Source organism: Rhizobium sp. RHZ02, assembly GCF_014851575.1.
Classification (GTDB): domain Bacteria; phylum Pseudomonadota; class Alphaproteobacteria; order Rhizobiales; family Rhizobiaceae; genus Rhizobium; species Rhizobium altiplani.
The window spans coordinates 69397-95055 of sequence record NZ_JACUZX010000002.1 but is presented as its reverse complement, the minus strand read 5'-3'; the positions used below and the strand labels follow the sequence as shown (position 1 = coordinate 95055).

The following is a 25659-nucleotide window of genomic DNA, read 5'->3' as shown; positions in this document are numbered from 1 at the left end:
GCCGCTGGCCCGGTTTGAAGGCCAGTCAGATCGGGATATCTCCATGCGCATGACGAAATTTTTGCTGGCAGCTGCCGCCGCCTGCATGCTCCACGCAGTTCCTGCAGCCGCCACGGCAGCCCAGTGCGGCAACAACGGCGCCGGCTTCAACGCCTGGGTGGACGAGTTCAAGCAAGAAGCCGTTGCAAACGGTGTCAGCCCCTCGGTTCTGGATCGCGCCTTCGCAAACGTCTCCTACAACAGGCCGACCATTGCCGCCGACCGCGGCCAGAAGAGCTTCAAGCTTTCCTTTGATGCCTTCATGCAGAAGCGCGGTGGTGCCGCGATCATCTCGCGCGGCAAGAGCATGAAGCGCTCCAATGCAGCTCTTTTTGCATCGATCGAGCGTCGCTTCGGTGTTCCTGCCGGCCCGTTGATCGCGATTTGGGGCATGGAAACCGGATTCGGCAGCTACATGGGCAACCAGCATACGCTGTCGGCCGTCTCCACGCTCGCCTATGACTGCCGTCGCTCCGACTATTTCACCGACCAGCTTTATGCCGCGCTGCAGCTGGTCTCTGAGGGTTATCTCAATACGCAGGCGCGTGGAGCAGCGCATGGTGAAATCGGCCAGACGCAGTTCCTGCCGCGCAATGTCGTGCGCTTCGGCGCCGATGGCGACGGCGACGGCCGCGTCGATATGGTCGGTTCTCGCGCTGACGCGCTTGCCTCGACTGCCAACTTCCTGAAGGGCCATGGCTGGCAGGCCGGTGCGGGTTATCAGCCGGGCGAGCCCAACTTCGCGGCCATCGCCGGCTGGAACGCGGCGACGGTCTACCAGCAGGCGATCGCCTACATTGGACAGCAGATAGACGGAAATTGAGAACAGCGTAGCGTAAGCCAAAAGCGCCGAACCGAACTTCGGCGCTTTTTTTGTTTTGGGCTTAGACGTCCGGGCGAATGAAGTCGCGAGTTTCGGAATCCATCACCCAGAGTTCGCCGGTCGAGATGTCGAACCAGGCACCGTGAAGCGCGATCTTGCCTTCCTCCTCCAATGCCTTGATGTTCGGGAAGGTCCTGAGATTCTCAATGGAGTTGCGGATCGATACGCGCTCGAGCGCGGTCTGACGCTCGGAAGGCGTCATGACATCGTTGGCGCCGATCTGCTCTGCGGCAGGCTTCACGAGCGACATCCAGCGTCCGATAAAGTCACCGGGTGAAAGGGGTTCGGCACTTGGGTCGAGAGCGGCCCTGATGCCCCCACAGCGCCCGTGACCCATGACCACGATGTCCGTAACCTTCAAGGCCTGAACCGCGAATTCCAGCGCAGCCGAGGTGGCATGGAAATGGCCGTCCGGCTCGTAGGGCGGCACCATATTGGCCACGTTGCGGATGACGAACAGTTCGCCGGGACCGGCATCGAATATCAGCTCGGGCGCAGCGCGCGAATCCGAACATGCGACCACCAGCGTACTTGGGTTTTGGCCGTGCTCGGCCAGCGCTTTATAGCGATCACGGGCGTCCGTGTAACGCCCGTTCATAAAGTTGCGATAACCGTCGAGAAGGGTGTTTGGAAAACGCTGCATGATCTTCGATTACAGCTTGCGCCCGGCAAGATCAATATCGCACTGCAAGATAGGAAGCGTCGTCAGCTTTTGCGCCTTTGCGCCGGATGCATCAAGCGCCGCATCTGGACCATCGCCATCGGCGTTGCCAGGCTCGACGAGTCGCTTGCCAGCGTCAATTCATCGCTGCCCCGCTTTACGGCGCGGGCAAGCACCTCGTAGACGCTTGCCGTTGCAAGCTGAAGCGCCTTCTCGTCCTCCATGCCGGAAAGAAGTCGCGACAGAAACAGCGCGGCAAGTAGATCTCCGAGACCATTCGGCGGCTTGTCGATAAGGCGATGCTCCGCCAGCAGCGCATGACGCCCCGAAAGATAGAGGTTCCCTGTGCCGCCGGCCATCATCGGCACCGCTGACGTCACCAGCATGCGGGAGGGCCCCAGCGACAGGGCGGCGTCCATAATCGCCGTATTGTCCTCCAGCGGGGCACCTACAAGCCAGGCCAGTTCGTATCGATTGGGCGTCGCAAGCGAAGCCAGTGGTATCAGATGATCCCTGATCGCCTCCGCCGTTGCCTGTGGTACGTAGAGACCACCCAGATCCCCCATGACCGGATCGCAAACATAGAGCAGGTCCGGCTTGTGCTCGCGCAAAGCCGTCACGAGCCGAGCAACCGAGCGCGCCTGCGCGGCATTGCCGAAATAGCCGGAAAGAACCGCCTTCACCTCGCCGATCCAAGGCGCGCGAATGAGATCGTCGATAGCCGCGTCAAAATCGCTTTCGGTGAACGTTAGCCGCGTCGACCGACCGTGACCGGGATGCCACGGAAGCACGATCGTCGGCAACGCCCAGACCTGGTGACCAAGCGTCTCTAGTGCAAAGACCGCTGCACGATTTCCGACGGAGCCGCGCACAACGTGGCTAGAGATAACGATGACAGTTCCTGCGGCATTTTCCGACATGATGCTCGACTCGGCTTCCAATGAGTGTTGATCCCCTTTTTGCAGCTTCACTGTCAACTGCCCTTCATGCAGGCATGCCAACGTCGCCCCTCAAGAATTTCCACGTACTTACGGCAAACCAAAAATCTTTCGAAAATTTGCGTCCCGGCGGCCAAAAACGCATGAAAGCTGCCTCGGGATGCCGTCTTTTAGAGATTCTTTCGTCAAATCTTCTGCTAACTTGCGCCAAATCGAGGAGATGAGGAGTATCTGCGATGGCTGGCCGAAACAATCCGAAGCGCGAAAAACAACTGGAGAGCGCGACCAAGATCGCGACGGCAACGGGGGAAGCCTACCTCAATCCCGAGTTCCTGTTCGGTCGCGCCAGCGGCGACGACCTGGAACGCTACACACCGGAGATGCTGGCGCTTTCGGCCATCCATTCCGCCAAGGAGCTCGCGGCCTGGGGCAGCAATTCGGCACGGATCACCATCGAGACCATCGCCGATGTGGAGCCCGACGGCGTTGCCGTATCCGTTCTCACGGTCACCGACCACAACATGCCGTTCCTGTATGAATCGGTAATGGGCGAAGTTACCAGCAGCTATCGCGACCTCTACATGGCCGTGCATCCGATCCTGGTGATGGAGGATGGCAAGGCGCCGGAACTTTACTCCGCCGATCTCCCGAGCGAGCCGGCCAATCGCGTCAGCCATATCCAGCTGCATCTTGCCCCTCTAACGACAGCCCAGGCCGCAGACCTCGTCAAGCGGATAAAGACGGTGGTCGAGCAGGTGCGCGTGACGGTTTCCGACTGGAGGCCCATGCTGGACAAGCTCGGAACCGTGATCGATGAGCTTTCCGCTTACAATGCCAGCCGCCGGAAAGCGGAAAGGGATGAAGCGCTTGCCTTCCTGACGTGGCTGCGCGACGCGAACTTCACCTTCCTCGGAATGCGCGAATATGTCTATTCCGGAAAGGGCGCGAGCGCGAAGGTTGAGCGCGACAAGGGCACCGGTCTCGGCATTCTCTCCAACCCAGACGTACTCGTTCTGCGCACCGGCAGGGACGCCGTTACGACCACGCCTGAAATTCTGGCATTCCTCGATGGTCCGGATTTCCTGATCGTCACTAAGGCCAACGTCAAGTCGATTGTCCATCGCCGCGCCTATATGGACTATGTCGGTGTCAAGCGCTTCGATACCAACGGGAATGTGACCGGCGAGTTGCGCATCGTCGGTCTCTTCACCTCCACTGCCTACACGTCGCTCGCCAGCGATATCCCGTTGCTCCGCTCCAAGATCGAACGAGTGAAGGAACATTTCGGCTTTGACCCCATGAGCCACTCCGGCCGCATGCTGGACAACACGCTGGAATCCTATCCGCGCGACGACCTCTTCCAGATCGATACGACGCTTCTGGCGAGCTTTGCCGAACAGATCAATGATCTCGCCGATCGGCCGCGCGTGCGGGCGCTGCCGCGCATCGATCACTTCGATCGTTTCGTTTCCGTGATCGTCTATGTGCCGCGCGAAGAGTACGATTCGATCGTGCGTGAGAAGATCGGAGCCTATCTGAAGACCGTCTATGACGGCCGTGTCTCGGCCTACTACCCGGCCTTCCCCGAAGGCGGAGTTGCGCGCGTCCATTTCATCATCGGTCGGTCCGGAGGCAAAACCCCACGCGTGCCACAGGCAAAGCTGGAGGAGGCCATCCGCGCGATCACCGCGCGCTGGGATGACCGCTTCGAGGCGCTTGCCGGACCGAAGGCGCCGCGCCTGCAGGTAAGCCATGCCTTCCAGGATCTCTTCCCGCCGGAAGAGACCTACTATGATCTCGAGGACATCGCCGCCTGCGCGGCTGGCGAACCAATCCGTATTGCGTTCTACACGCGGGAAAAGGATGGGATCGAACTGCTGTGCCTGAAGATTTTCCATTCCGGCGGCCAGCTCGCTTTGTCCCGCCGCGTGCCATTGCTTGAAAACCTCGGCTTTAATGTCATCAGCGAAGGAACATTCGATATTGATGTCACCCTACCCGGCGGCTCGGAAAAGCTGGTCGTGCTGCACGACATGGAGCTCGAGGCCCGAGGCGGTATCGAGATCGACCTTCACCGCCACGGAGCAACCTTGGAAGAAGCCTTCCTTGCAGCGTTCGGCGGGCTGATTGACAATGACACCTTCAACCGGCTGATCGTCTCGGCGGGCCTGACCGCACGCGAAACCAGCGTTCTTCGCGCCTACGCACGCTATCTGCGCCAGGCCGGCATCCCTTATTCGCTCGACTATATTGCAACGACGCTCGATAAATACCCGGCAATCGCGGCGATGATCTTTCGGCTGTTCCACGACACGCTTGATCCCAAGATCACCGACAAGGCGCGGATGAAGAAGGCAAGCGAACAGCACGAAAAGATCGAAGCAGCACTCTCCGACGTGCCGAGCCTCGATGACGATCGGATCCTGCGGCGCTACGTCAACGTCGTGGACGCAACCCTGAGAACCAACTACTTCCAGCGCAATCCGGACGGCTCGCCGAAAGCGATGCTGGCCTTCAAGCTTGATCCCAATCTGGTCGACGGGTTGCCGGAACCCCGACCATTCCGCGAGATGTTCGTCTATGGTGTCGAAGTCGAAGGCGTGCACCTGCGGTTCGGCAAGGTGGCGCGCGGTGGCTTGCGTTGGTCCGATCGTGCGGAAGATTATCGCACCGAAGTCCTCGGGCTCGTGAAGGCACAGCAGGTCAAGAACGCCGTCATCGTGCCAGTCGGCGCAAAGGGCGGCTTCTATCCGAAGAAGCTCCCGATCGGCGGTAACCGGGACGAGATCTTCAACGCCGGCCGCGAAGCCTACAAAACCTATATCCGCACGCTGCTGTCGATCACCGACAACATCAGTGGCGCCGATATCGTGCCGCCGAAGGACACGGTAAGGCTTGACGGCGACGATCCCTATTTTGTCGTGGCCGCCGACAAGGGGACGGCCACATTCTCGGATACCGCCAACGCGCTCGCCCAGGAGGCCGGCTTCTGGCTGGACGATGCCTTCGCCTCGGGTGGCTCGGCTGGCTACGATCACAAGAAGATGGGCATCACCGCCCGTGGTGCTTGGGAAACCGTGAAGCGCCACTTCCGCGAAATGGACATCGACATCCAGACCACGCCGTTCACCGTTGCGGGCGTCGGCGACATGTCCGGCGATGTGTTCGGCAACGGCATGTTGCTGTCGCCAAAAATCCGGCTGGTCGCCGCTTTCGACCATCGTGATATTTTCATCGACCCCGACCCGAATATGGAAAAGACGCTTACCGAGCGCCGGCGGCTTTTCAATCTGGCCCGATCGAGCTGGCAGGATTTCGACAAGGGGGTCCTTTCGAAAGGCGGCATGGTCATTTCGCGATCGGCGAAGTCCGTGACGCTGACGCCGGAGGCAGTAGCCGCAATCGGTATAGACAAGGCCGTTGCGACGCCTTTCGAAATCATGACGGCCATTCTGAAGAGCCCCGTCGATTTGCTGTGGTTCGGCGGTATCGGCACCTACGTCAAAGCGCCGTCTGAAACAGACGCCGAGGTCGGCGATCGCGCCAATGACCCTATTCGTGTCGCGTCGGAAGACGTGCGCGCCAAGGTGATCGGCGAGGGCGCGAATCTTGGCGTCACACAGAAGGGACGTATCGCCTATGGCCTGAGAGGCGGGCGCTGCAATTCCGACGCAATCGACAATTCGGCCGGCGTCAACACGTCGGACGTCGAGGTCAACATCAAGATCGCTCTTGCCGCGGCAATGCACGATAACCGTCTCACACGGGCGAAGCGCGACCAGCTGCTGTCGTCAATGACCGACGAGGTCGGCAAGCTTGTGCTCCGGAACAACTATCTGCAGTCTCTGGCGATTTCGCTGACCGAGCGTAAGGGTACAGCCAACGGGCTGGAACTTGCCCGGCTCATGACGGTGCTCGAAGGCGCCAAGCAGTTGAACCGGAAGGTCGAGACGCTACCCGACGACACCGTCCTTGCCGAGCGCTATGCAGCAGGCAGGCCACTGACGAGACCCGAGATCGGCGTCCTGCTTTCCTATGCCAAGATCGTCTTGTTTGACGCTTTGGCGGCCAGCGATTTGCCTGATGATCCCTATTTCGCCGCAACGCTTTCCAATTACTTCCCTGCGAAGATGCGCAAGACGAACGCGTCCGATATCGACGCCCATCGTCTGAAACGGGAGATCATTGCCACGGTGCTCGCCAACGAAGCCATTAACCGCGGCGGCCCCGGCTTCGCCGTCAGCATGATGGATGCCACGGCGGCATCCGCGCCGGAGGTCGTTCGGGCGGCAATCATTGCCCGTGATGGCTTCGATCTCGGACGCCTTTGGACGGACACGGATGCGTTGGACGGCAGAATTGGCGGCCAGATGCAGAACCGCATCTACGAGGAGATCAGCCACACCTTCACCGTCCTGACGCGCCTCCTTCTGAAGACACAGATGGCCAAGGGCGATATCGCCACCACTATTGAGAGGCTTCAGGCAGCCCTGAAGAAGCTCAAGCCGATATTCGCCAACCAGACAGTGCCCGAGCTTGAGGCACGTCAGCAGGAGTATCGCGAGGCTGGCGTGCCGGATAAGCTGGCCGCCGAGATTTCGGGGCTACTCGGCTTTGCGCTGGTACCCGAGATCATGCAGATCGCCGAACGCACGGGCGAGCCGCTGGCGCGTGCTGCGGAAAGCTATTTCGCCGTCTCCCAGACATTCCGGATCGGACGGTTGCTCGCCGCCGGATCTCGCATCGTCACGGCCGACCACTACGAAAATCTGGCGTTGGCGCGCAGCATCGACCAGATCGCAAGCGCGAGGCGCGATATCGTGATTTCGGCGCTTGCAAACCATGGGAAGGACAAGCTTCCCGTCCAGGCCTGGCACGCCGGCGATCGCATCAGGATCAACCGGATTGCCGAGGAATTGTCGGGGTTGAGTGACAGCGGCGATCCGAACCTTGCCCGGATTACCGTGGCTGCAGGCCTGTTGACTGACCTTGCGCGAGACGGAGCGAGGTGAGACAGTTCCGCTCGAAATCAGGAGCGGACTGTGAATCGCATCGACTGGACGGGAACTCAGCCGGCTAGAGCATCGGAGAAGGGCATCTGGGGCTGGATGCTCTTCGACTGGGCAGCTCAGCCGTTCTTCACTGTTGTGACGACCTTCATTTTCGGCCCTTACTTCGTGTCGCGTCTGACAGACGATCCGGTATCGGCCCAGACGATGTGGAGCAACATGGCGACGATCTCCTCGGTGATCATTGCCATCTTGTCGCCTGTCCTGGGGTCGATCGCAGATCAGTCCGGCGCGCGAAAGCCGTGGATCGCCTTCTTCGCCGTCATCAAGATTGCGAGTCTCTTCGGTCTCTGGTTCGCCGCACCCGGTTCGCCTCTGATCTACCCCATGACATTCATGATCCTGGCTTCGGTCGCCGCCGAGTTCTCCATCGTCTTCAACGATTCCATGATGCCGCGGCTCGTCGGCAAGGAAGAGGTCGGCAAACTGTCGAATACGGCCTGGGGCCTGGGTTACCTCGGGGGGATGATCGTCCTGATCGCGGTCGTGGTCCTGCTTGCGGGAAGCCCCCAATCAGGGAAGACAATTCTTGGTCTTGAGCCCTTGTTCGGCCTCGATCCGCACCAGGGCGAAGATGCCCGCATCACCGGGCCGATCTCGGCCATCTGGTACCTGATCTTTATTCTTCCGATGTTCTTTTTCACGCCTGATGTCAGCAAGGGCCTTTCGTTTGGCGCCGCTGTGCGCACCGGCCTTACGGAGCTGAAAAGCACGCTTGGCGAGCTCAAGCGCCGTCGTGGCATCGTTCGTTTTCTGATCGCCCGCATGATCTATCAGGACGGCGTCAACGGACTGCTGATACTCGGTGGTGCCTTTGCCGCCGGTATGTTTGGATGGGCAACGGTCGAGATCGGAATCTATGGGATCATACTCAATGTCGTTGCGATCTTCGGCTGCTTCATTGCGGGCAGGGTCGATCGGCGCATCGGCTCCAAATCGACGATCGTAATCAGTCTGGCGATGCTGTTGCTTGCCACCATCGGCATCGTGTCGACATGGCCGGGATACACGCTCTTTGGCTTGCTTGCGCTGCCAACTGCAGATTCCGGCGGCCTCTTCGGTACGGCAGCGGAGAAGGCATATGTTGCCTATGGTCTGCTGGTCGGCCTTGCCTTCGGTCCGGTGCAGGCGTCGTCGCGCTCCTACCTCGCCCGAAGCGTGAGCCTGAACGAGGCCGGCCGCTATTTTGGCATTTATGCGCTTTCGGGGCGCGCCACCAGCTTCATGGCAACGCTGTTTTTTTCCATCGTGACCTTCGCGACTGGCTCGTCGCGGCTTGGAATGGCAACCTTGGTGCTCTTCCTGGCGGCGGGACTGATCCTGCTTGTCCGTACGCCCTATCCCGCGGACAGGGCGTAACGGCAGAGGCTACAGGTCAGTGGCGGAAGTGCCGCATACCGGTAAAGACCATCGCGACATTGTGCTCGTTAGCAGCGTCGATCACTTCCTGGTCACGCATCGATCCGCCCGGCTGGATAACAGCCGTCGCGCCGGCTGCGATCATCGACAGCAAGCCATCGGCGAAGGGCAGGAATGCCTCCGAGGCAACAGCCGAACCGCGCGTCAACGGCTCTGCGAGACCGAGCGCCCTGGCCGCTTCCTCGGCCTTCAGGCCAGCAATCCGCGCAGAATCGACGCGGCTCATCTGGCCCGCGCCGATGCCAGCCGTCTGGCCGTCCTTCGCATAGACCACGGCGTTCGACTTGACGTGCTTGGCAACCTTGAAGGCAAATTTCATGTCTTCGAGTTCCTGCTGGGTCGGTGCACGCTTGGTAACAACCTTCAGCTCCAGATCCTCGACCATGCCGTTGTCGCGGCTCTGCACAAGCAGGCCGCCTGAGACGGTTTTCGCCGTCAGGCCCGAAGACCGCGGATCCGGCAGGCCGCCTGCGGTCAGAAGCCGGAGGTTGGCCTTGCGCGCGACGATGGCTTTCGCCTCTTCAGTCACGTCGGGCGCGATGATGACTTCGGTAAAGAGCTTGATGATCTCCTCGGCGGTTTGGGCGTCAAGCGTCTGGTTGAGCGCGATGATTCCCCCGAAAGCAGAAACGGAATCGCAGGCAAGCGCGCGCTTGTAGGCGTCGAGCAGGTTGGAACCCGTCGCCACGCCGCAGGGATTGGCGTGCTTGATGATCGCGCAGGCCGCCGACTTCTCCGGCAGGAACTCGGCAACGAGTTCATAGGCCGCATCGGTGTCGTTGATGTTGTTGTAGGAGAGCTGCTTGCCCTGAAGCAGTGACGCCGTGGCAACGCCGGGGCGGCGCTCGCCCGTAACATAGAACGCCGCCTTCTGGTGCGGATTCTCGCCATAGCGCATCTCTTCCTTGAGCACACCGCCAATGACGCGATGGCGCGGGGTGTCGATCGAAAGAACCTCGGCAAACCAGTTGGAGATCATGGCGTCGTAAGCGGCGGTCCGGGCGAAAGCTTTGGCGGCCAACCGCTGGCGGAACGCATAAGCGGTCTGTCCGGCGTCCGAGGCAAGCTGCTCGAGCAGTTCTGGATAGTCCGCAGGATCGGTCAGGATCGTCACGTAAGCGTGGTTCTTGGCCGATGCGCGGATCATCGCAGGACCGCCGATGTCGATGTTTTCGACGGTCGTCGGATAGTCGCCGCCGGCGGCACGGACATCCTCGAATGGATAAAGATTGATGACCACGAGGTCGATGCCCTCGATACCGTGCGCCTTCATCGCCGCTTGATGATCAGCATCGTCACGGATAGCAAGCAGGCCGCCATGCACTTTGGGATGCAAGGTCTTGACGCGACCATCCATGATCTCCGGAAAACCTGTGACATCGGAAACGTCGGTCACCGCGAGCCCGGCCGCTGCAATTGCCTTGTGAGTGCCACCAGTTGAGAGAAGGCGGATGCCCTTGTCGTCAAGCGCGCGCGCGAGTTCGACGATACCGGTCTTGTCGGATACGGAAAGCAACGCGGTCTTGATGCTGACTTTGTCGGGTGCAGGGATTTTCTTGGAAACAACGGCCATGAGGCTTCTCCGTTTGGTCTTCAGGAGATATCCAGCGAGGGATAAGCGGATGATGGGGCCGCGTTAGCACAGCTTTGCGCCCGCGGAAACAGCCGCTAGCTCTTGCGCGATAAAAACCAGCGTATTTCCGGCCTGTCGGGGTAGGAGAGGCCGATCTCGATCTGATCGGATCCGCAAATGCCCGAGGCATCGGCAAAGAAGACGTCCTCGCCGATCAGCACTTCGTTGCCAGGCGAGGAGAACAGCCATGTTTCTCCGTCGGGCGCCGTCATCATGATCGACTCTTTGTCGATTTGCTTCAGGTTGATGGAGGGGTGGGCGTGAAAGCGCGCCACGGCCCGCACTGCCTCATCGACCTTGCCCTCCGGCGCGACCAGCCGATCACAACCGGTCACGATCAGCCCTGTGGCATTCAGGGTCAGCTCGCGCTCATGCAGGACGCCAAAGGCATTGAGGTAGCCGTCGTGACTCGCCTTGATCACGTCGCGGCCGTCATCGGCGAGCCCGCGATCGACATTCACGGTCTTCACGCCGTCTGTAATCACATTCGCAATGAAGTCGGACGGAGCGAAGCGGCTGGATGAGGTGTCGTTGACGGTCACCGTGGTATGGGCGGCAGTCGTTCGGGCAATCTGCACATAACGCCGGCCGGCAAATTTCGGCGATCCGGAATTGACGATAAAGCGATGGCGTCCAGACGACATCTCGAATGACAGGCAACCGGCATGGGCCGTGCGGGACAGACTTCCGGTGGGCGGCAATCCGGTATCGGCAATGACTACCGTTTTCCCGGCTGCCAGCCGCTGATAGCGCGAATGCGGCATCGCCTTGAAGGGATCTCCCGCCGTCTCGTCATACCGCAGCAAGGACATCAGCTCTGTCGCAAGGGTCGACGTCGCGCCGTTGAAAAGGGCGAGATCACCATCCTGATGCCTGAAGAAGCGCAGGGCTGGGTACATGCGGTCGATGCCCGAGATCAACTTCTGCGGCAGGTCATGGCCGAGATTGACGTAGGTTTGCCGCAGCGGGAGGAGATCAAGGAGCAGTTCCAGCCCTACCCGGGGATTGCGTGAGACATGGCCGCCGTCAGGCAGGATCTGGCTGTCGAACTCCTGATCCAAAGCTTCGGCAGCGCGCCGCAGCGCGCCTGCGCGCGTCGGCATTGCAATCGAGGCCATCGCGAGGGCAATCCGCAGCCGAAAGCGAACCTCCCCCGGCGGCGCGTACTTGGCCATTCGCCGCAGGAACCGGACCTGAAAGGCAAGCGACCGCAAGAAGCGGCGATAGAAGCCGCGGTCGGCATTGTGAAGAACCACAGGCGAATGCGAGAGCCAGGAAATAACGCGCTGCGCCGTCACATTGATTTCCCAGGCGATGCCCTCGATGCGGCCGCCATGCAGCGACAGCCAGTCGTTGACAATGGAGCGGGCAACGCTCGAGTGAAGGTCGCTTTTCTTGGTCCGCATATGGCGAAGCCAACCGAAGCCATGAAGCCGCAGTGCGAAGGAACGGGACGGAAGGCTGAAATTGAAGGGCGACTTGCCACCGGTTTCGAGAAGCCGCCCGGCAAGCGGGAAGCGACCGTTCAAAATCTCTTCAGCGACATGCGGATCAACCGCACGCAGATCGGTGGGGGCCACAATCAGGCGCTCGGGGGCGTGGGTCGTGTGGCGGAAGAGACGCAACCGCATGATTGCTCCGCGGCACAGCGTGCGCCGCCAAGCCTCTCTCACATAAAGAGTCGAGAACCCGGACCACATGTTTATTGTCTATTGACCCGCGTCGTTAAGAATAAGTGAATAAGCCCGGAATCCGTGACACTTGCGTATCAAATTATGACAGGTGCTCAACTATGCCAGTTGCCCTGCGATCAAGCAACACGGCGCATCACGACAGCGTAGAAACCGTCAAGACCGCCCGCAAAACCAGCGGGAACCTCCAGCATGTCTGGTGTCGTGCGGAATTCGCCAAGCGCGCTGATTGCTGCTTCGAGCCCGGGCCAGCGCTCAGGATCAACGGCCGCTCGCTCGACTGAAGGCGTATCCGAAAGGACGCGAGCCACGACGTCTTCGCCTTCGGCGGGATCAAGGGAACAATTGGAAAAGACGATCGTGCCATCCGGCTTCAGCAAAGTGATCGCATGGCGCAGCAGCCGCTCCTGAAGCGCAGCAAGCTTCGCTATATCTTCCGGCCCCTTGGCCCAGAGAACATCCGGATGCCGGCGCGTCGTTCCCGTCGATGAGCAGGGCGCATCCAGCAGGATCGCATCGAACAGCTCTGCAGGCTCATATTTCGTCAGGTCGCTGGCGACTGTCTCGGCTTTCAGTCCAAGCCGATCGAGGTTCGCGCGCAAACGCTTGATGCGGTTTTCAGACTGCTCAACCGCAGTAACGTCACCACCGGCGAGAACCAGTTGGGCAGTCTTTCCGCCGGGCGCCGCACATAGATCGGCAACTCGCTTTCCTGTCAAATCACCAAAGAGCTGAGCTGGGATGCTGGCGGCCGCGTCCTGGACCCACCAGTCGCCTTCCGAAAATCCCTCGAGTGAGGGGATGCTGCCCTCGAAGGCAGCCAGACGCACACCACCCGTCGGGAGCGCGAAACCACCCAAACGTTCCGCCCAGCGCTGCGCATCAGCTTTGACGGTAAGATCGATCGCTGCCGGCTCGAGCTGCGATTCAGATATCGATTGCGCCCTTTCCTTGCCGTAAGCCTTTTCGAGCCTTTGAAGAAACCATTCCGGCATCACCGGAATGGTCGCGATCTCAGCAAGGATTTGGTCCTTCTCGCGTCCAAGTCGGCGCAGAACGGCGTTCACCAGCTTTGCAAAGCGACGATTGCGCGGGTCCTGATTTGATTGCTCGACTGCCAGGTCGACCGCAGCATGATCCGGAACATCAAGGTAGAGGATCTGCGCTGCGGCAATCGCAAGAACATGGTGCAGCGCTCGCGCACCTTCGGGAAGCGGCGATTCAAGCAGGCGGGAGATCGCGGCGTCGATGCGCGGCAAATGCCGAAGCGTTGTATTCAGAATGGCGCGGACGAGGGCGCGGTCACCCTCGTTGAGCGCCTTATAGGCCGGATTGCCGTGTTCATTGTCCAAGGCGCCGTCCAGCGAAAGCTTACGGTCCACGACCGCTGCCAGGATCTTTGCGGCGGCGGCACGAACCTGGAATCCGGGCTTTGCCGGACCAGCCACAACGCCCGGATTGGACGACTTTGGTTTTCGAAATGGTTTTTTCTTGCCGTCTGAATTCAAGACCACGGACCTTTCGGCGGTTGTGAACCACCGCGATCAAGACCGGTATTCGGAACCGAGCGCGATTTGCGCATCGGATTAGCAGCGCGCGCCGGCGCCGTCGAGCCATTCATGCCGCCGCGCGCCATTTCCTGCAGCGCCGCAATCCGGTTTTCCGTGTTCGGGTGCGTTGAGAACAGGTTGTCCACGCCAGCACCGGTCAGCGGATTGATGATGAACATGTGGGCAGTTGCCGGGTTTCGCTCGGCATCGTAATTCGGCACGTGCGAGGCGCTACGTGCAATCTTGCCCAGTGCCGAAGCCAGCCACAGAGGATTGCCGCAGATTTCCGCGCCTCGGCGGTCGGCGGAATATTCGCGCGTCCGGCTGATGGCCATCTGAACCATCATCGCAGCAAGCGGCGCGACGATCATCGCCAGCAATACCCCGATGAAACCCAGGGGATTGTTGTTGTTTCCCCGGTTGCCGCCGAAGAAGAAAGCAAAATTGCCCAGCATTGAGATTGCACCGGCGAGGGTCGCCGTAATCGTCATCGTCAGGGTGTCGCGATTTTGCACGTGAGCCAACTCATGGGCCATGACGCCTGCGACCTCTTCCGGCGTCAGTGCGCTCAGTAAGCCGGTGGACGCGGCAACAGCAGCGTTCTCGGGATTGCGACCAGTCGCGAAGGCATTTGGTTGCGGACTGTCGTAGAGGTACACCTTCGGCATCGGCAGGCCAGCATTGCGCGTCAGATCCCTGACGATCGCGAAGAACTCGGGCGCATTACGCTCGTCAACCTCCTGCGCGCGATAGGCCGACAGCACCATGCGGTCCGAATTCCAGTAGGAAAAGATGTTCATCCCAGCGGCGATCACGAACGAGATCATCATGCCGCTCCGCCCGCCGATCAGAAAGCCGACGCCCATGAACAATGCGGTCATGAAGGCAAGCAACATGGCTGTACGGACGAGGTTCATTGCTATCTCCAAAACACCCCTAAGCGGGCCGCGCAAAACCGGAGGGTTTCAATTGAGGCGCCGGCGCTCTATGATTTGGTCATTCACCAGCCATTTTCAATATATTTCGGGCGGAATCGCGTGATGCAGGCAGCGGACAACGACAACAATGAAACCTTGGCGACTGAAGCCGCCGAGGCGCCACGCAAGTTGCTCTCGCCAGCCGCCAAGCGTGCGCTCGCCGAGGCCGAAGAGCGGCGCCGAAACGAAAAGCCGGTAGAAATGCCAACAGAGATAGGTGGCCGCGGCGGCGCTGATCCTTCCCGCTTCGGAGACTGGGAAATCAACGGCAGGGCCATCGATTTCTAAGTAAATATTCCTATTGACTTTCGCTCGTGATCGGAATTTATTCCTTTCGTGAGAGAGATTGCTTCGTTTGTTGCGCTGACCCTTCTTGTGACTGCGGTAAACGCCGCGGCGCGCGACGAAATTGAAGGGCCAGTATCAGCCGAAATCCTGAGAGTGATCGATTGAGACACACTGCTGGTCGAAGCGCGCCCTTGGCCGCAGCAGACAATGGAAGTCTATGTCCGTATTCGCGGGATCGACGCGCCCGAGATGCACTCGAGCTGCGCTGACGTAAGGAGCGGGAATCGACGCCCGTCACGCCCTGGAAAGCCTTACATCCGGATCCTCCGAGATCCAGCTTACGTAGATCGCAGGCGACAAGTATTTCGGTCGCATCCTCGCAAATGTAACCCTTTCGGATGGCAGGAATCCGGCTCAGGACCTCTTGGAGGAAGGGATTGTCCGGGCCTATAACGGCGGCCGAAAGCCACGAGAAACCTGCCCGTAGAGAAGTGAAGCCGCCCCGATCGCTCGGAGCGGCTTTTGCTTAGGCAGTCGCCTTGTTCTGGCGGTTCGCGATCAGGTCGTCGACAACCGCCGGATCGGCAAGCGTCGAGGTGTCGCCCAGAGAGCCGAAGTCGTCCTCGGCGATTTTGCGCAGGATGCGGCGCATGATCTTGCCGGAGCGGGTCTTCGGAAGACCCGGTGCAAACTGGATCTTGTCAGGTGCAGCGATTGGGCCAATCTCGCCGCGAACATGCTTGACGAGCTGTTGGCGCAGATCATCCGAACCCTCATTGCCGGCCATCAGGGTGACGTAGCAATAAATGCCCTGACCCTTGATCGGGTGCGGATAGCCGACGACAGCAGCCTCCGAGACAAGATTATGCGAAACGAGTGCGGACTCGACCTCGGCGGTACCCAGGCGGTGGCCCGAAACGTTCAGCACGTCGTCAACGCGACCGGTGATCCAGTAGTAGCCGTCCTCATCCCGTCGGCAGCCATCGCCGGTGAAATACTTGCCCTTGTAGGTCGAGAAGTACGTCTGGATGAAGCGCTCGTGGTCGCCATAGACGGTACGCATCTGCCCCGGCCAGCTGTCGGTAATGCAGAGGTTTCCGTCGGCGGCACCCTCAAGCACATTGCCTTCGTTGTCGACCAGCTGCGGTTTCACGCCGAAGAACGGGGTCGTCGCCGAACCCGGCTTCAGATCGGTCGCGCCCGGCAGCGGCGTGATCATGTGACCGCCGGTTTCCGTCTGCCACCAGGTATCGATGACGGGGCAGCGCTTGTCGCCGACAACATTGTAGTACCATTCCCACGCTTCCGGATTGATCGGCTCGCCAACCGTTCCGAGCAGGCGCAGGCTGGAGCGCGACGAGCGGGTGACGAAGTGGTCGCCGGCACCCATCAGCGACCGGATCGCCGTCGGTGCCGTGTAGAAGATGTTGACCTTGTGCTTGTCGATGACTTCCCAGAATCGGCCCTGATCCGGAAAATTCGGCACGCCTTCGAACATTAGCGTCGTCGCGCAGTTCGCAAGCGGACCGTAAACGATGTAGGAGTGTCCGGTAACCCATCCAACGTCGGCGGTGCACCAGTAGATATCGCCGGGGTGGTAATCAAACACATATTCATGGGTCATCGCTGCATAGACGAGATAGCCGCCCGTGGTATGCAACACACCCTTCGGCTTTCCGGTAGACCCCGAGGTGTAGAGGATGAACAGCGGATCCTCCGCCTTCATCTTCACCGGCGGGCACTCCGGTTTAACCGTGGCGATTTCCTGATGGTACCAGAGGTCGCGACCCGGTGCCCAGCCGGTCTTGCCGCCTGTACGCCGTACGACGAGAACCTTGTCGACGATGACATGCTGACGGGCGGCAATGTGAATTGCCGTGTCTGTATTGTCCTTCAGCGGCACCGGCTTGCCGCCGCGCACCCCTTCATCGCAGGTAACCACGAAGGTGGATTCGCAATCGACGATCCGGCCGGCCAGCGCCTCCGGAGAAAACCCTCCGAACACCACCGAATGGACCGCACCAATGCGCGCGCAGGCGAGCATTGCATAGGCAGCCTCGGGTATCATCGGCATGTAGATGGTAACACGATCACCCTTCTTGACGCCATGCTTCTTCATGACGTTCGCCATGCGACAAACATGCTCGTAGAGCTCGTTATAGGTGATCTTCTTGTCGACGTAGGGATTGTCGCCCTCGAAGATGATCGCCGTCTGATTGCCGTTGGTCTTCAGGTGCCGGTCGATACAGTTGTACGAAACGTTCGTCTGCCCGTCCTCGAACCACTTGATCGAGACTCGGCCAGTGAAAGACGTGTTCTTGACCTTCGTGTAGGGTTTGAACCAATCGATCCGCTTGCCATGTTTACCCCAGAACTTGTCGGGGTTCTCGACGCTTTCCTCGTACCATTGCTCGTACTTGGCCTTATCGATAAGCGCATGGTTCTTCACCGGCTTTTGCACCGGGTAGATCTTTTCGGACATGGAACTCCTCCTCACTCGGGCACCGGGCGACCAAAAAGCGAAGCAGCCCGGACTGGCTATAGGCATTCATAGCAGTTCACATCTGCCCGGCAATTAGACAAAGGTCATTTCATTCGTGATCAATTGCAATTCTGCATCACTGCGGTTATATAGCGCCATATTTCCCGGACATAGTGGTGACAATCCACGGACCGCGACACCGGCGCGGACGACAGAAGGACTATATCCATGGCTCAACAATTGCTCATGCCGAAGGCGACTGCCATCTGGCTCGTCGACAACACAGCCCTGTCATTCGACCAGATCGCTCAATTCTGCAGACTGCATCCGCTCGAAGTGAAGGCAATTGCCGACGGCGAAGCCGCACAGGGCATCAAAGGTCTCGATCCGATCGCAACGGGTCAGCTTTCGCGCGATGAAATCGCCCGCGCTGAAAAGAACCCGGCGCACAAGCTGAAGCTCTCGGAACCGAAGGTTCGCGTGCCAGAATCCAAGCGCCGCGGCCCGCGCTACACGCCGGTTTCCAAGCGCCAGGATCGTCCGAACGCCATTCTCTGGCTGGTGCGCAATCATCCGGAATTGAAGGACGCACAGATTTCCCGCCTCGTCGGCACCACGAAGTCGACAATCGAACAGATTCGCGAGCGTACGCACTGGAACTCGGCTAACCTCGCACCGATGGATCCGGTGACACTCGGTCTTTGCAGCCAGATCGATCTCGACATGGAAGTCGAAAAGGCGGCAAAGGGACGCCCGCTGCCGACAGCGGCCGAACTCGGAGCGACCTTGGAGTCGGCGCATGAAACCGAGCGCCTGACCCGCCATGAGCGCGAAGAGGAGAAGGAAATCGATGCCGATGCCGTCTTCGCAAAGCTCAAGTCGCTGAAATCCTCTCCGAAGGATGAGGACGAAGACGACCAGTATTGATTGCCTACGGTGATCGATCCACAAGGCCCTGCGTAAGCGGGGCCTTTTCTTTTTGTACCTACATCGGCAGGGAACCATACCCACGCTTGCGCAGGGCTTCGGCTATTTCCTCAAGAATAGTGGGGTCGTCGATCGTCGCCGGCATTTTCCAAGGCACACCGTCGGCGATTTTCTGGATCGTGCCGCGCAAGATCTTGCCGGAGCGCGTCTTGGGGAGGCGCTCGACGGTTATCGCCGTCTTGAACGAAGCGACCGGGCCAATCGCATCGCGGATCAGCTGCACGACCTCCGATTCAATGGCCGATGTTTCCCGTGAAACATTCTTCTTCAGAACGAGAAAGCCGCAAGGGACCTGACCCTTAACCTGATCTGCGATTCCGACCACCGCGCATTCGGCAACATCCGGATGCGTGGCACAAACCTCCTCCATCGCTCCCGTCGACAGCCGGTGGCCTGCGCAGTTGATGATGTCGTCCGTGCGCGACATGATGAAGAGATAGCCGTCGTCGTCGATATAGCCGGCATCCGCCGTTTTATAATAACCGGGAAATTCGGCCAGATAGGCCGAGTGGAAACGCTCGTCGGCGTTCCACAGCGTGGGTAGGCAGCCAGGCGGCAGGGGGAGTTCGACAACGATATTACCGAGCGTCCCTGGCTCAACCGCGTGGCCGGCATCATCAAGAACATGGATACTATACCCGGGCATAGGCATCGAAGGGGAGCCATGCTTCACCGGCAGAGCTTCGAGGCCGAGCGGGTTTGCCACCATCGGCCATCCGGTCTCCGTTTGCCACCAATGATCGATCACGGGTACATCAAGCATGCGCTCTGCCCACTTCAGCGTTTCCGGATCTGCGCGCTCTCCCGCAAGGAACAGGGCACGAAAATTCGGCATCGGATAGGCCTTGAGGCGAACACCATCGCTATCCTCCCGACGAATGGCCCGGAAAGCGGTAGGCGCCGTAAAGAGAACGCGGACATCGTGCTCTGAAGCGATGCGCCAGAAGACGCCGGCATCCGGTGTACCAACTGGCTTTCCTTCGAATATCACGCTGGTCGCGCCTGCCAGCAGCGGTGCATAAACGATGTAGGAATGGCCGACGACCCACCCGATGTCCGAAGCCGCCCAGAACACTTCGCCCTGCTTGATGCCGAAGATATTTGCCATCGACCAATTGAGGGCGACCATGTGACCGCCATTGTCGCGCACGACCCCTTTCGGCTGGCCCGTCGTGCCTGAGGTGTAGAGAATGTAGAGTTCGTCCGTCGCACGGACGGGAATGCACTCAACGGTCACACCACGATTTCTCGCGACAGTAGTGTCGAAATCCTCGTCGCGACCGGCTGTGAGATCAGCTGCAAGCTGCGGCCTCTGCAAGACAAGGCAGTGGGCCGGCTTCGACTTCGCGATGGCAATCGCCTGATCGACCAAGGGCTTGTAGGGCACGATCCGTCCCGGCTCGAGCCCGCAACTTGCCGTGATGATGAGCTTCGCCCCCGAATCGTCGATACGGGCCGCGAGCTCATTTGCCGCAAAGCCACCGAACACGACGGAATGGACCGCGCCGATGCGCGCGCAGGCAAGCATTGAGAAAACTGCCTGCGGGACCATCGGCATATAGATGATGACGCGGTCACCCTTTGCGATTCCAAGTTGCCGGAGCGTTGCTGCAATGGCACTGACTTCAGCAAGGACATCACCATAGCTAAACACAGCCTTGGTGCCGCTAATCGGGCTATCGTAGATAAAGGCAGTATCGTCACCACGGCCCGCTAGAACGTGCCTATCGAGACAATTGTAGCAGGTATTGGTTTCGCCCCCGGCAAACCAGCGGCCGTATGGACCACCTTCTCGCGAAAAGGTCTGCGCCGGCGGTTTGAACCAGCTGATTTCTGCCGCCGCCTCGCGCCAAAAAGCCTCCGGATCGTCCTTCCACCTGGAATAGGTCTGGCGATAGCTTCCCTGCATCTGCTCCTCCCCAGGACACGCAAGTTATCCTATCAATCTAGGAGAGGCATGGCAGGAGAGAAAGCCCGACGAAAGGAGCGTATCAGCGGGCACCGAAGATCGCGGAGCCAACGCGAACGCTGGTCGCGCCAAAGGCAATCGCGGTTTCGTAGTCGCCGGACATTCCCATCGAGAGTTTCTCGACGCCGCAAGCCTTGGCGAGCTTGGCAAGCAACGCGAAATGCGGACCCGGATTCTCGTCCGCCGGCGGAATACACATCAGGCCTTCAATGGCGAGGCCGAGTTCGTCGCGGCAAAGAGCGACAAACGCTACTGTATCATCAGGGGCGATTCCTGCCTTCTGCGGCTCAAGCCCGGTATTCACCTGAACATAGAGGCGAGGGGTCTTCGCCTGACGCTTCATTTCGTCGGCGAGCACAAGGGCGATCTTTTCCCGGTCGATGGTTTCGATGACATCGAACAGCGCGACTGCCTCGGCCGCCTTGTTCGACTGCAGAGGGCCGATGAGATGAAGTTCAATGCCTGACGTCTCGGATTTCAGTTCAGGCCACTTTCCCTGGCTTTCCTGAACCCTGTTTTCCCCGAAGATCCGTTGCCCGGCCTGAAGCGCCGGGCGGATCGCGTCTGCGTCGAATGTCTTTGAAACGGCGACAAGCTGAACCGAACCGTCGGGCCGTTTCCCCTGCTGCTCGGCCGCGGAGATACGCGAGCGCACGTCGTTCAATCGCTCTTCAAGTTCCATCACTCGCCTCGACATGACTGCATGAGAAGATGGCAATGCACTAAACGCCCCGGCTGTGCTTGCCAAGGCCCACGCGCCCGAAATAGTGGCCGGCAGGCCGAGATCGGACGCTTGCGGCGCCCGTAAAACTTGACGCTACCGTGGTTTCATGGTGAAGGTCACCACCAACTTCCCCTGATCTTTCGGAAATACGAATACCATGGCAACCGAACGTTATAACCCGCGTGATGCTGAACCTCGCTGGCAGCAAAAATGGAACGAAGCGAAGGTCTTCGAGACCGACAACAGCGATCCGCGCGAGAAGTATTACGTCCTCGAGATGTTTCCGTATCCATCCGGCCGCATCCACATGGGCCATGTGCGGAATTACGCAATGGGCGACGTCGTAGCTCGCTATAAGCGCGCTCGCGGCTACAACGTTCTACATCCCATGGGTTGGGACGCCTTCGGCATGCCGGCTGAAAATGCGGCAATGGAGCGCGGTGTACATCCGGCCTCCTGGACCTACCAGAACATCGCATCGATGAAGTCCCAGTTGAAGGCGATGGGCCTCTCACTGGATTGGAGCCGCGAATTCGCAACCTGCGATGTCGCCTACTACCAGCACCAGCAGCATCTTTTCCTAGATTTCCTCGAGAAGGGGCTCGTCTATCGCAAGCAGTCGAAGGTGAACTGGGATCCGGTCGACAACACCGTTCTCGCCAACGAACAGGTGATCGACGGACGCGGCTGGCGTTCCGGTGCCCTGGTTGAGCAACGGGAACTGACGCAGTGGTTCTTCAAGATCACCGACTTCAGCCAGGATCTGCTCGAGGCATTGGACACGCTTGATCAGTGGCCGGAAAAGGTCCGATTGATGCAGAAGAACTGGATCGGTCGCTCGGAAGGCATGATGCTGCGCTGGGAGATCGTCCAGGAGACGGCTCCGGCCGGAGAAACCGAGATCGAGGTCTACACGACCCGTCCGGACACGCTATTTGGCGCCTCCTTCCTGGCTATCGCAGCCGACCATCCGCTGGCCAAGGATGCCGCAGCGAAGAATCCGGCTATCGATGCTTTCTGCGAAGAATGCCGCCGTGCTGGAACCTCACTTGCTGCGCTTGAGACTGCGGAGAAGAAGGGCATCGACACAGGCATTCGCGTCAAGCATCCGCTCGATCCGTCATGGGAATTGCCTGTCTACGTCGCAAACTTCGTCCTCATGGACTACGGCACCGGCGCGATTTTTGGTTGCCCATCCGGTGACCAGCGTGACCTGGATTTTGCACGCAAATACGACCTGCCGGTGGTTCCCGTTGTTATGCCGGCGGATGACGATGCCGCGACCTTCAGCGTCGGCGACGTTGCCTATGACGGCGATGGCGTCATGATCAATTCGCGCTTCCTTGATGGCAAGAGCACAACTGAGGCATTCGAGATCGTTGCCGACCGCCTGTCGTCAATGACGCTTGGCAATGCTCCGCAGGGTGAGCGCAGGGTGAACTTCCGCTTGCGTGACTGGGGTATCTCGCGCCAGCGCTATTGGGGTTGCCCGATCCCTGTCATCCATTGCGACGATTGCGGCGTTGTCCCGGTTCCGAAGAAGGACCTGCCGGTGCAGCTGCCGGAGGATGTAACCTTCGACCAGCCCGGCAATCCGCTCGATCGTCATCCGACCTGGCGGCACGTCGCTTGCCCGCAGTGCGCCAAGGATGCACGGCGGGAGACCGACACGATGGACACGTTTGTCGATTCGAGCTGGTATTTCACCCGCTTTACCGCTCCCTGGGAGAGCAAGCCGACCGACCAAAGCGCTGCCAATCGCTGGCTGCCAGTCGATCAGTATATTGGTGGTATCGAGCACGCGATTCTGCACCTGCTTTATTCGCGCTTTTTCACCCGGGCGATGCGCGAGACAGGCCACGTCGATGCAAAGGAGCCGTTCAAGGGTCTCTTTACCCAGGGCATGGTCGTGCACGAGACCTACAGCCGCGGCACGGGCATGGGCCGCGAGTGGGTTGCACCGGCGGATATTCGCATCGAGGAGCTGGACGGGAAACGCCGCGCCTATCACCTTTCCAGCGGGGAGGAAGTCGCGATCGGCTCGATCGAGAAGATGTCGAAGTCGAAGAAGAACGTCGTCGATCCGGACGATATCATCGCTTCTTACGGTGCAGACACTGCCCGCTTTTTCGTTCTTTCGGACTCGCCGCCTGAGCGCGACGTTATCTGGTCGGAGGCAGGCGTAGAGGGCGCCCACCGCTTCACCCAGCGGCTCTGGCGTCTGATTGCCGAGGCATCGGACAAACTTCGCGATGTTACGCCGACTCCGGCTAAGGATGGGGAAGCTCAAGCGATTTCGCAGATCGCGCACAAAACCTTGAAGGCCGTCCAGAACGATTATGATCGTCTCTGGTTTAATAAGGCCGTCGCGAGGATCTACGAGCTCGTCAATGCCCTGGCGTCGCCATTGACCCGCGTCGCTGCAGGCGAAGGCGATACGGCGTATCGCGCCGCAGCGCGGGACGCGGCCGAGATCCTTATCCAGTTGGTAGCACCAATGACGCCGCATCTGGCTGAGGAGTGCTGGGCGGCGCTGGGCAACGGCGGATTGCTGGCGCACACTGATTGGCCGCGTTATGACGAAACCCTCGTCGTTGAAAACGATGTGATTTTGCCGGTTCAGATCAACGGCAAGAAGCGCGCCGAATTGACAATTTCTCGCGACGCAGATCAGAATGCCGTCACCGAGGGTGTGCTCGCATTGGATGACGTCAAGAAGGCGCTGAACGGTCAGACGCCTAAGAAGATCATCGTGGTTCCACAAAGGATTGTGAACATTGTCGTTTGATATCGCTTTTAAGCTGGTGCGCGGCACCGGCATTGCCGCAATCCTAGCGTCCACGGCTTTTCTCGCATCCTGCCAGGTTCGCCCTCTTTATTCCGAAAGTTCCGGCGCTGCGGGCAAGCTGGCGTCCGTCGGTTTCTCGGAAGCGGGGGGTCGCGTTGAGCAAGAGGTTCGCAATCGACTGATTTTTATCGCTTCGCGTGGCGCCGGCGAGCCTGAGAATCCCGAATACAAGGTTGAATTCAGCGCTCGCTCGAATGTCATCAGCACGCTGCTGGTGGCGTCGTCAGACGAATCGCTTGCCGGACGTGCGACCGTCAGCGTCGACTACACTCTGAAGTCCACAAAGGACGGCCACGTCATCAAGGCCGGCAATCGTTATGCCACTGCGCTCGTCGACTTCCCAGCTCAGGAATTTGCCAAGCAACGCGCCATCCGCGACGCCGAGAACCGCGCCGCACGGCAGGCTGCTGAGTTCGTTGGTGCCGATATTGCGGCTGCGCTTGGCCGCTGAGGAGCGGATGCATGGCGGAAATCAAATCGCACGAGTTTGAAGGCTTTCTTGAGCGATCCGCCCGCAACTACCGGCTCTTTGTGATTTATGGGCCGGATCGCGGTCTTGTTTCGGAGCGCGCCACCTCGCTGGCCGGCAGGACGGGCGTGGCATTGGATGATCCGTTTTCGCTGATCAAGCTCGATATCGGCGACCTACAGCGCGATCAAGGTCGCCTCTTGGACGAGGCGGGAGCAATTGGCCTTTTCGGAGGTGACAAGCTCATCTGGATCCGTGGTGCAGCCAACGAGAAATATCTTGTCGACTCCCTCCAGGTTCTTTCAGCGAACATGCCGGACGGCACATTCGTTCTTATCGAGGGCGGTGACCTCAAGAAGGCCTCGCTGCTGCGGAAAGCCGCCGAGACAGCACGCACTGTCATGGCGATACCCTGCTATGCCGACGATGCCCGCGCCCTCAACGGCCTGATAGATAGCGAACTTTCAAGCGCTGGCCTGGGCATCACGCCCCATGCACGCCAGGCCCTGCTGGAGCTGATAGGGGGGGATCGGATTGCCTCTCGCAACGAACTGCGAAAGCTGGCGCTCTATTGTCGGGGAAAATCGACCATCGAAGAGCACCACGTTACGGAAATAATAGGCGACGCCAGCGCCATCTCGGTGGACGACGCCGTCGATGCCGTCCTTAGCGGAAATCCAAGCAGCTTCCTGCATGCAATGCAAAAGATCATATCGTCGAAGACAGCGGTGTTTCTCGTGATCCAGGCCTGTCTGAAGCAGTTTCAGTTGCTGGACGCCATGAAGACGGAGATGGAGGAGAAGCGATTGCCGGCCGCTCAGGTCATGCAGACGCTTGGTCGTCATCTGCATTTCCGACGCAAGCCGATTATCGAGCAGGCATTGCGTACCTGGTCCGCTGAAGCGGTGGCACGAGAAGCAAACCGTCTGCAGGCGGCAATCTTGCAGACGCGCAAACGGGCGTCGTTGGAAGACAGCATCGCCCTACAGACCCTGCTATCGACGACACTGCAATCGGCGCGCCGATAGCGAT

General features: G+C 59.7%; 17 protein-coding genes. 8 read left to right on the top strand and 9 right to left on the bottom strand.

Annotation, left to right across the window (positions count from 1 at the left end; all coding sequences use genetic code 11):
- Nucleotides 1–43 precede the first annotated feature (43 nt).
- Nucleotides 44–862 carry a lytic transglycosylase domain-containing protein gene (locus IB244_RS03345; RefSeq protein ID WP_018858928.1) on the top strand — a complete coding sequence of 273 codons (819 nt, stop codon included), beginning with the start codon at nt 44–46 and terminating at the stop codon, nt 860–862.
- 61 nt (nt 863–923) lie between these two features.
- Here IB244_RS03345 and IB244_RS03340 read toward each other — a convergent pair whose 3' ends face one another.
- Nucleotides 924–1565 carry a carbonic anhydrase gene (locus IB244_RS03340; RefSeq protein WP_018858929.1) on the bottom strand — a complete coding sequence of 214 codons (642 nt, stop codon included), beginning with the start codon at nt 1563–1565 and terminating at the stop codon, nt 924–926.
- A 62-nt stretch (nt 1566–1627) separates the two neighbouring features.
- On the bottom strand, nt 1628–2503 hold the full coding sequence (gene pdxY, locus IB244_RS03335; RefSeq protein WP_018858930.1) for a pyridoxal kinase PdxY: 876 nt from the start codon (nt 2501–2503) through the stop codon (nt 1628–1630).
- A gap of 254 nt (nt 2504–2757) precedes the next feature.
- On the opposite strand from pdxY, the gene IB244_RS03330 reads away from it, so the two are divergent.
- Entirely contained in the window at nt 2758–7533 is a 4776-nt protein-coding gene (locus IB244_RS03330) for an NAD-glutamate dehydrogenase (RefSeq protein WP_192303192.1), read from the top strand.
- Nucleotides 7534–7563: 30 nt separating this feature from the next.
- The gene (locus tag IB244_RS03325) at nt 7564–8949 is read left to right on the top strand and encodes an MFS transporter (protein ID WP_192241847.1); all 1386 of its coding nucleotides are present in this window, start codon (nt 7564–7566) and stop codon (nt 8947–8949) included.
- Between the two features lie 16 nt (nt 8950–8965).
- Here the strand turns inward: IB244_RS03325 and purH are convergent, their stop codons facing one another.
- The 4 genes from purH to htpX all read right to left on the bottom strand — a co-directional run bounded on the left by purH (nt 8966) and on the right by htpX (nt 14800).
- Nucleotides 8966–10582, bottom strand: coding sequence for a bifunctional phosphoribosylaminoimidazolecarboxamide formyltransferase/IMP cyclohydrolase (gene purH / locus IB244_RS03320; protein WP_113469664.1), 1617 nt, complete (start codon nt 10580–10582; stop codon nt 8966–8968).
- Nucleotides 10583–10677: 95 nt separating this feature from the next.
- Nucleotides 10678–12342, bottom strand: a complete 1665-nt coding sequence (locus tag IB244_RS03315) for a heparinase II/III family protein (protein ID WP_169681921.1) — start codon at nt 12340–12342, stop codon at nt 10678–10680.
- A gap of 110 nt (nt 12343–12452) precedes the next feature.
- Nucleotides 12453–13841 carry an RsmB/NOP family class I SAM-dependent RNA methyltransferase gene (locus IB244_RS03310; RefSeq protein WP_026372014.1) on the bottom strand — a complete coding sequence of 463 codons (1389 nt, stop codon included), beginning with the start codon at nt 13839–13841 and terminating at the stop codon, nt 12453–12455.
- Nucleotides 13838–14800: a zinc metalloprotease HtpX gene (gene htpX, locus IB244_RS03305; protein ID WP_192303190.1), complete on the bottom strand. Its 963-nt coding sequence runs from the start codon at nt 14798–14800 to the stop codon at nt 13838–13840. The genes IB244_RS03310 and htpX overlap by 4 nt, the downstream gene beginning before the upstream one ends.
- A gap of 123 nt (nt 14801–14923) precedes the next feature.
- On the opposite strand from htpX, the gene IB244_RS03300 reads away from it, so the two are divergent.
- Nucleotides 14924–15148 carry a DUF1674 domain-containing protein gene (locus tag IB244_RS03300; RefSeq protein ID WP_018858937.1) on the top strand — a complete coding sequence of 75 codons (225 nt, stop codon included), beginning with the start codon at nt 14924–14926 and terminating at the stop codon, nt 15146–15148.
- Nucleotides 15149–15674: 526 nt separating this feature from the next.
- Here the strand turns inward: IB244_RS03300 and acs are convergent.
- On the bottom strand, nt 15675–17630 hold the full coding sequence (gene acs, locus IB244_RS03295) for an acetate--CoA ligase (protein ID WP_018858938.1): 1956 nt from the start codon (nt 17628–17630) through the stop codon (nt 15675–15677).
- Nucleotides 17631–17858: 228 nt separating this feature from the next.
- Between acs and IB244_RS03290 the strand changes: the two genes are divergently transcribed.
- Nucleotides 17859–18557 carry a DUF1013 domain-containing protein gene (locus tag IB244_RS03290; protein ID WP_018858939.1) on the top strand — a complete coding sequence of 233 codons (699 nt, stop codon included), beginning with the start codon at nt 17859–17861 and terminating at the stop codon, nt 18555–18557.
- A 58-nt stretch (nt 18558–18615) separates the two neighbouring features.
- Here the strand turns inward: IB244_RS03290 and IB244_RS03285 are convergent, their stop codons facing one another.
- Nucleotides 18616–20526, bottom strand: a complete 1911-nt coding sequence (locus IB244_RS03285; RefSeq protein ID WP_192303188.1) for a propionyl-CoA synthetase — start codon at nt 20524–20526, stop codon at nt 18616–18618.
- An 82-nt stretch (nt 20527–20608) separates the two neighbouring features.
- On the bottom strand, nt 20609–21268 hold the full coding sequence (locus IB244_RS03280; RefSeq protein ID WP_192303186.1) for a YggS family pyridoxal phosphate-dependent enzyme: 660 nt from the start codon (nt 21266–21268) through the stop codon (nt 20609–20611).
- 199 nt (nt 21269–21467) lie between these two features.
- On the opposite strand from IB244_RS03280, the gene leuS reads away from it, so the two are divergent.
- The 3 genes from leuS to holA are packed head-to-tail and all read left to right on the top strand — an operon-like array spanning nt 21468 to nt 25655.
- On the top strand, nt 21468–24098 hold the full coding sequence (gene leuS / locus IB244_RS03275; RefSeq protein ID WP_192303184.1) for a leucine--tRNA ligase: 2631 nt from the start codon (nt 21468–21470) through the stop codon (nt 24096–24098).
- Nucleotides 24088–24609, top strand: coding sequence for an LPS assembly lipoprotein LptE (lptE, locus tag IB244_RS03270; RefSeq protein WP_018116420.1), 522 nt, complete (start codon nt 24088–24090; stop codon nt 24607–24609). The genes leuS and lptE overlap by 11 nt, the downstream gene beginning before the upstream one ends.
- An 11-nt stretch (nt 24610–24620) precedes the next feature.
- On the top strand, nt 24621–25655 hold the full coding sequence (gene holA, locus IB244_RS03265) for a DNA polymerase III subunit delta (protein ID WP_192303182.1): 1035 nt from the start codon (nt 24621–24623) through the stop codon (nt 25653–25655).
- Nucleotides 25656–25659 lie beyond the last annotated feature (4 nt).

Bases quoted from the DNA above. Each gene is read 5' to 3' on its own strand.
- IB244_RS03290 (WP_018858939.1), top strand. From the start codon at position 17,859: ATGGCTCAACAATTGCTCATGCCGAAGGCGACTGCCATCTGGCTCGTC.
- pdxY (WP_018858930.1), bottom strand. From the start codon at position 2,503: ATGTCGGAAAATGCCGCAGGAACTGTCATCGTTATCTCTAGCCACGTT.
- acs (WP_018858938.1), bottom strand. From the start codon at position 17,630: ATGTCCGAAAAGATCTACCCGGTGCAAAAGCCGGTGAAGAACCATGCG.
- IB244_RS03315 (WP_169681921.1), bottom strand. From the start codon at position 12,342: ATGTGGTCCGGGTTCTCGACTCTTTATGTGAGAGAGGCTTGGCGGCGC.
- purH (WP_113469664.1), bottom strand. From the start codon at position 10,582: ATGGCCGTTGTTTCCAAGAAAATCCCTGCACCCGACAAAGTCAGCATC.
- IB244_RS03330 (WP_192303192.1), top strand. From the start codon at position 2,758: ATGGCTGGCCGAAACAATCCGAAGCGCGAAAAACAACTGGAGAGCGCG.
- holA (WP_192303182.1), top strand. From the start codon at position 24,621: ATGGCGGAAATCAAATCGCACGAGTTTGAAGGCTTTCTTGAGCGATCC.
- IB244_RS03285 (WP_192303188.1), bottom strand. From the start codon at position 20,526: ATGCAGGGAAGCTATCGCCAGACCTATTCCAGGTGGAAGGACGATCCG.
- IB244_RS03300 (WP_018858937.1), top strand. From the start codon at position 14,924: ATGCAGGCAGCGGACAACGACAACAATGAAACCTTGGCGACTGAAGCC.
- htpX (WP_192303190.1), bottom strand. From the start codon at position 14,800: ATGAACCTCGTCCGTACAGCCATGTTGCTTGCCTTCATGACCGCATTG.
- IB244_RS03340 (WP_018858929.1), bottom strand. From the start codon at position 1,565: ATGCAGCGTTTTCCAAACACCCTTCTCGACGGTTATCGCAACTTTATG.
- IB244_RS03280 (WP_192303186.1), bottom strand. From the start codon at position 21,268: ATGGAACTTGAAGAGCGATTGAACGACGTGCGCTCGCGTATCTCCGCG.
- leuS (WP_192303184.1), top strand. From the start codon at position 21,468: ATGGCAACCGAACGTTATAACCCGCGTGATGCTGAACCTCGCTGGCAG.
- IB244_RS03345 (WP_018858928.1), top strand. From the start codon at position 44: ATGCGCATGACGAAATTTTTGCTGGCAGCTGCCGCCGCCTGCATGCTC.